Origin of the sequence: Enterococcus italicus DSM 15952 (genome assembly GCF_000185365.1) — a bacterium.
In the GTDB taxonomy this organism is placed as follows: domain Bacteria; phylum Bacillota; class Bacilli; order Lactobacillales; family Enterococcaceae; genus Enterococcus_G; species Enterococcus_G italicus.
Map to the genome: position 1 here is coordinate 15,227 of NZ_GL622242.1, position 5,407 is coordinate 20,633.

A 5,407-nucleotide genomic window follows, 5' to 3' on the forward strand; every position below is an offset into this window, starting at 1 on the left:
TGATCTGTTTTTAATCATTTATTTTCCTTGACTAATAAAACGAACGTGTGTTCTGATATGTATATAAAACGTATCTTTTTTGAAAAGGGGATTTAGCATGGTTATGCAGTTTGGCGTAAATCCAAAGTTTGATTACACGAAAGAACCTTCAAGGGATATTCTTTATATCGACTGTAAATCATTTTAAGCATCCGTAGAATGTGTAGAAAGAGGTCTAAGTCCTTTAAAGACAAAAGTTAGTTGTCATGTCCTATCCTTCGGACGATCCTTCTCAGCGGGGAAATGGATTAATCCTGGCATCGAGTCCGGCCGCAAAAAAAGCCTATGGAATTTCTAATGTCAGTCGATCACGAGATCTTCCTTTTCCGTATCCGGAAGACCTCGTGATTGCACCACCAATGATGGCACTGTATATGAGAAAGAACATTTGGATGCTGCAAGCGTTCATTGGTAAAGAAGCATTAGAAGATGATGATGCTCTTGATGAGGATGAAGATTAAGGTAAAAGTAGAAGCTGATTTAGGGATTGGAATTCTTTCCAGTCCTTTTTCCATTTTCTTGATGTGCATCAATTTTTTTGTAGTAAGAGACTTATATAATAAAAGCAGCGAATATAAACAAAATAAATAAAGGGGGAGAATGAATTGACTAAACATACCCATCATGAAATTGGCGACCACGCAGCCTGTATCCGCTTGGTTCCAATATTCAATCACTTAGAGGATAGCGCGATGAATTACATTGCTGAAAAAGCCCACACGAAACAGTATCAAAAAGGAGAGTTTCTGTTTCGTTCACAAGAAAAAGAGGATACTTTATATATTATCAATCGTGGGAAAATCCGTATTTATCGATTGGCAGACTCTGGCAAAGAGCAACTAGTTCGTATTTTGAATCCGGGTGACTTTACGGGAGAATGGACGTTGTTCAATCCTGATGCTGTGCACGAGGAATATGCCGAAGCAACCCGAGATACCGTTGTCTGTATGATTCAGCAAAAAGATGTCCAAGATTTTCTGGAACAATACCCAGCTATTTCTTTAAAACTATTGGCGGAAATGTCTAAACGGTTAGAAAGTTCAGAACGTCAAACGACACAAGTAGCCGTGGAGAGTGTCATTACCCGTTTAGTTTTGTTTTTGGCAGAAAATGTGGAACCTGAAATGGGCAACTCTCCCGCCATCACCCTGCCGATGGCAAAAAAGGACATTGCTTCCTATTTAGGAACGACACCTGAGACCATCAGTCGCAAATTTGGAGAATTGGAGGACGAGGGATTGATTCAACAGCTGTCTGGGAAAAGGATCAAGATTCAGGATTTAGATGATTTATTGCTTTACAGCGAATAATCGGACACACTTTTTTCTACACGTTGGTGTTCTGTCGCTCTTCATTAACAACGGGACAGAACTCAGTGCTTTTACTTCCATCTGTCCGTTTTTGGCTTTTTTAAGACAGAACGACCTTCATTCATTGGAAAAATAAAAGCACAAACATGATAACCCTCAAGTTTTTTTGTTTTATTTTTCTTTAAGATAGGGTTGTCGAACAAAACGTAAAAATAAGTAGGGGTGAATGTGCATTGTTTTTGGGTGATAGTTACTATCACGTTGTTAGCAGCGGGTGCATTCTTTGTCGTCCCTTTCACCAAGAACACGATTGGCGGCGAAGCAAAAACGTCTAACGTTGTTGAGGCAGATAGGTTAGCTATGGAAAAAGAAGAGGAAGTTGTAAAAGGAGCCGGCGTAATCGGACACGGAAAAGTGGCGTATTACGAAGCGAGTGACCAGGGAGATAAAAGTGTATTCACTGTTTGGTTTCCATGGAGCTTAGCCGGAATCTTGTTCAGCATCACCATGACTAGAATGACGCGAAAAATTGAAGAAATGGAGCAAATAGAATGGGATTCGTATTAGGCGTTTTGAATCCCCATGTGGTGGAGATTGGTTCTGTTGTGATTCATTGGTATGGAGTCATTATTGCAGTGGGCATATTAGCGGCTCTCCAGTTGAGCACCAAGGAAGCAAAGAAAAAAGGACTGGAAGAGGATACCATTATCGATATGGCCTTATGGGCAATTCCGATTGGAATCCTCGGCGCTCGGCTTTATTATGTGTTATTTGAACTTGGTTATTATCTGCAAAATCCAGGACAAATCCTTGCGATTTGGAATGGCGGCATTGCGATTTATGGGGGATTGATTGCAGGAGGGGGTACGCTATATTGGTATGCAAAGAAAAAAGGTACTTCTTTGGCACTCGTTCTTGATATTTTAGCGCCCAATGTATTGTTAGCCCAGTCCATTGGTCGTTGGGGCAATTTTATGAATCAGGAAGCTCATGGTGGACCGGTTACTCGTCAATTCTTGGAAAATCTTTATTTACCTGAATTTATCATTGAACAAATGAATATCAATGGTATCTACTACCGTCCGACTTTTTTATACGAGTCATTGTGGAGTTTGTTGGGCTTTGTCCTCATCGTCACTATACGGAACCGAAAACAGCTTTTGCGTCAAGGAGAAGTCGCTTTGAGTTACGTTTTGTGGTACGTTTTGTGGTACTCAGTGGGTCGGTTCTTCATTGAAGGTATGCGAACGGACAGTTTATGGATTGGCGAGTGGATCCGCGTTTCGCAAGCCTTGTCTCTGGCCCTGTTTATTGGCGCGATTGTAGTATGGTTTATACGCAGACAAGACTATCCACCAATTTCTTATTATTCTGATGGCAATAAGGAGCAGAAAAAGACTATTAAGATGGTGAATTGAGCAAAAAGATAAAAAGAAGTGCAGAACTTGATATGCGTCAATTTTTGTTTGCTAAAAGTGAGCTATATTACAGTTGTAAAGAGGAAAAGGCAGTATTCATTAATCTGCTGCCGATAAAATAAAAACACATAAAGGAGATAGGAATTATGGAAAAAGCTATATTGCAATTAGAAACGTTATCTTGTCCAAGTTGTATGCAAAAAATTGAAGGTGCCGTAAAATCAGTTAACGGTGTTGATAAAGACAGCATTAAAGTATTATTCAACTCCAGCAAAGTCAAAACCAATTTTGATTCAGCTGTCACTTCGATTGAAGAGATTCAAAAAGCTATCGAAAACGTAGGCTATCCGGTCCTTAAAACAAAAGTCAAGGCCGCTTAACAGATTAAATGAACTAGGCAATTCTGGAAGAAAAGCTATTTTTTCAGGATTGCTTTTTTTGTTGCAATCCGATTCGAGGTGCTTAGAAACGATAAAAGAGAACTTTCTAAACTTGATGTCAGTCAATTAATTACTTAGGCAATTATCTTATATTGTGTTTATCAATAAAAGAGAAATTAAATTTGGAGGGAAAAAGCATGCAACAATATATATTAAGCAAGAAAAATGTTATCACCGTCATCAGTGGATTGTTAATCGTACTCGGTTTCTTCAGTCACTTTGTTTTAGAAAACGTAGGACTTTCAGAGTGGTCTTTGATCATCGCCTCTGTCTTTGGGATTATGCCAATTGCCATTCAAGCGTTTCAAGCAATGAAAGTCAAAGTCATCAGTATTGATGTCTTAGTCAGTATTGCAGCGATTGGTGCGCTTTTTATTCAAAATTATGAAGAATCGGCTATTGTCACGTTCTTATTCTTATTCGGACACTACTTGGAACAACGAACATTGAACCAAACGCGATCTGCTATCAAAGAATTGACTGAAATGGCACCCGAAAGCGCCTTGAAACAAATGGATAATGGCGAATTTGAAGAAGTAGAAGTGGATGATATAGATGAAGGGGATATCTTACTCGTTAAAACGGGTGCGAAAGTTCCAGTAGATGGCATAGTCCTTACGGGTGAAGGGCATATCAATGAAGCTAGCATTACAGGTGAAGCTGTTCCGGTCAACAAGCAAGCTGATGCAGAAGTTTTTGCAGGAACCATTTTAGAAAACGGAACGATTCAAATTAGAGCTGACCGAGTTGGTGAGGACACCACATTTGGAAAAATTATTGAACTCGTGGAAGAAGCACAAGATTCTAAATCCGAAGCGGAACGGTTCATTGATCGCTTTTCTAAATACTACACACCAGCTGTCTTGGTTCTGGCAATTGTTGTATGGGCGTTCAGTCAAAATATTGAGTTAGCAATCACCATCTTGGTTCTAGGTTGCCCAGGCGCATTAGTTATCGGAGTGCCTGTCTCAAACGTTGCCGGTATTGGGAATGGTGCTCGTAACGGTGTTCTTTTAAAAGGGAGTGAAGTCATTCAAGACTTCAGCAATGTGGATACAATTGTATTTGATAAGACAGGTACTTTAACTGTCGGAAACCCAACCGTTGCAGCGACTGAACTGTATGAAAAAGATTCTGCTGAAACGCTTGGCTATCTGGCCAGTGTGGAACGGGAATCAGATCATCCATTAGCAAAAGCGGTCTTAAATCAAATTGGAGAAACAAACTTTTATCCTGTTGAAAAAACTGAAGTCGTGAAAGGCGGCGGAATCGTTTCAAGTGTAGCTGGACATAGCGTGGCTGTTGGGAATGTGGCCTTGATGGAAAAAGAAAATGTCACTCTCAGCAAAAAAGTGCAAAAAGATGTCAAACGGTTTGAACAACATGGGAACTCTCTCGTTTTGACAGCGGTCGACGGTGAATTAAAAGTACTGATGGGCATTCGCGATCAAGTCCGTCCGGGTGTGAAAGCTAATTTGCAGGAATTAAAAGACTTGGGCGTGAAAAATCTAGTCGTTCTTTCAGGAGATAACCAAGGAACCGTTGATGTGGTCGCCGGCGAACTTGGTTTGACCGAAGCTCACGGCCACATGTTGCCGGAAGACAAATCGGCTTATATCGGAAAACTTCAACAACGTGGTCAAATTGTAGCCTTTGTTGGAGATGGCGTTAACGATAGTCCGTCCTTAGCTTTAGCAGACATTGGAATCGCAATGGGAAGCGGAACGGACGTAGCGATTGAAACATCCGATGTCGTTTTAATGAACTCGAACTTCAGCAACTTGCCTCACGCATTAGGATTAGTAAAAGCCACCGCAAATAATATGAAACAAAATATCGTGATTTCAATTGGAGTAGTGTTGGTCTTGTTGACTAGCGTCTTCTTCAGCGAATGGATGAATATGTCTATCGGAATGTTGGTTCATGAAGGTAGTATCTTGGTGGTAATTTTCAATGGCATGAGATTAATGAAGTATAAGTTGAAAGGTCGAAAAGAACAAAAAGAAGTATCAGCACCTGCAGAGAAAGTAAAAATATCTTAAGAATAAATTAGAAGAGGCTGAGACAATAGTCCATCCTTGAAATGACAAAAGCGGAAACTCAGATTTTTAAATCTGGGATTTTCCGCTTTTTTGAGTTCTTGAAAAAAATAAGAGTATAGAGTATGCTCTTTATAAAATTAATTTTCGTGTAAATGATT

At 39.9% G+C, this 5,407-nt stretch carries 5 protein-coding genes and 2 pseudogenes; all 7 read left to right on the plus strand.

Annotated features, from left to right (window positions below):
- Positions 1-97: 97 nt before the first annotated feature.
- Positions 98-428: pseudogene (locus tag HMPREF9088_RS12250) on the plus strand (Y-family DNA polymerase); the annotation flags it as partial.
- Positions 420-500 (plus strand): annotated as a pseudogene (locus HMPREF9088_RS12730) (Dps family protein); the annotation flags it as partial. The pseudogenes HMPREF9088_RS12250 and HMPREF9088_RS12730, both read left to right, overlap by 9 nt.
- Before the next feature lie 144 nt (positions 501-644).
- Positions 645-1,349: a Crp/Fnr family transcriptional regulator gene (locus HMPREF9088_RS10480; protein ID WP_143139694.1), complete on the plus strand. Its 705-nt coding sequence runs from the start codon at positions 645-647 to the stop codon at positions 1,347-1,349.
- A gap of 228 nt (positions 1,350-1,577) precedes the next feature.
- Positions 1,578-1,916 (plus strand): hypothetical protein, encoded by a 339-nt coding sequence (locus HMPREF9088_RS10485; protein WP_040367556.1) that lies wholly within the window; start codon positions 1,578-1,580, stop codon positions 1,914-1,916.
- Positions 1,901-2,767, plus strand: coding sequence for a prolipoprotein diacylglyceryl transferase (lgt, locus tag HMPREF9088_RS10490; protein WP_007209228.1), 867 nt, complete (start codon positions 1,901-1,903; stop codon positions 2,765-2,767). Before HMPREF9088_RS10485 ends, lgt begins: the two co-directional genes overlap by 16 nt.
- 146 nt (positions 2,768-2,913) lie before the next feature.
- Complete coding sequence (locus tag HMPREF9088_RS10495; RefSeq protein ID WP_003142316.1) at positions 2,914-3,147, plus strand: heavy-metal-associated domain-containing protein; 234 nt, start codon at positions 2,914-2,916, stop codon at positions 3,145-3,147.
- 197 nt (positions 3,148-3,344) lie between these two features.
- Positions 3,345-5,249, plus strand: a complete 1,905-nt coding sequence (locus tag HMPREF9088_RS10500; RefSeq protein WP_007209229.1) for a heavy metal translocating P-type ATPase — start codon at positions 3,345-3,347, stop codon at positions 5,247-5,249.
- Positions 5,250-5,407 lie beyond the last annotated feature (158 nt).

What these genes read in the sequence shown, in the direction of transcription:
- HMPREF9088_RS10495 (WP_003142316.1), top strand. Translation starts at nt 2,914, where the DNA reads ATGGAAAAAGCTATATTGCAATTAGAAACGTTATCTTGTCCAAGTTGT.
- HMPREF9088_RS10500 (WP_007209229.1), top strand. Translation starts at nt 3,345, where the DNA reads ATGCAACAATATATATTAAGCAAGAAAAATGTTATCACCGTCATCAGT.
- lgt (WP_007209228.1), top strand. Translation starts at nt 1,901, where the DNA reads ATGGGATTCGTATTAGGCGTTTTGAATCCCCATGTGGTGGAGATTGGT.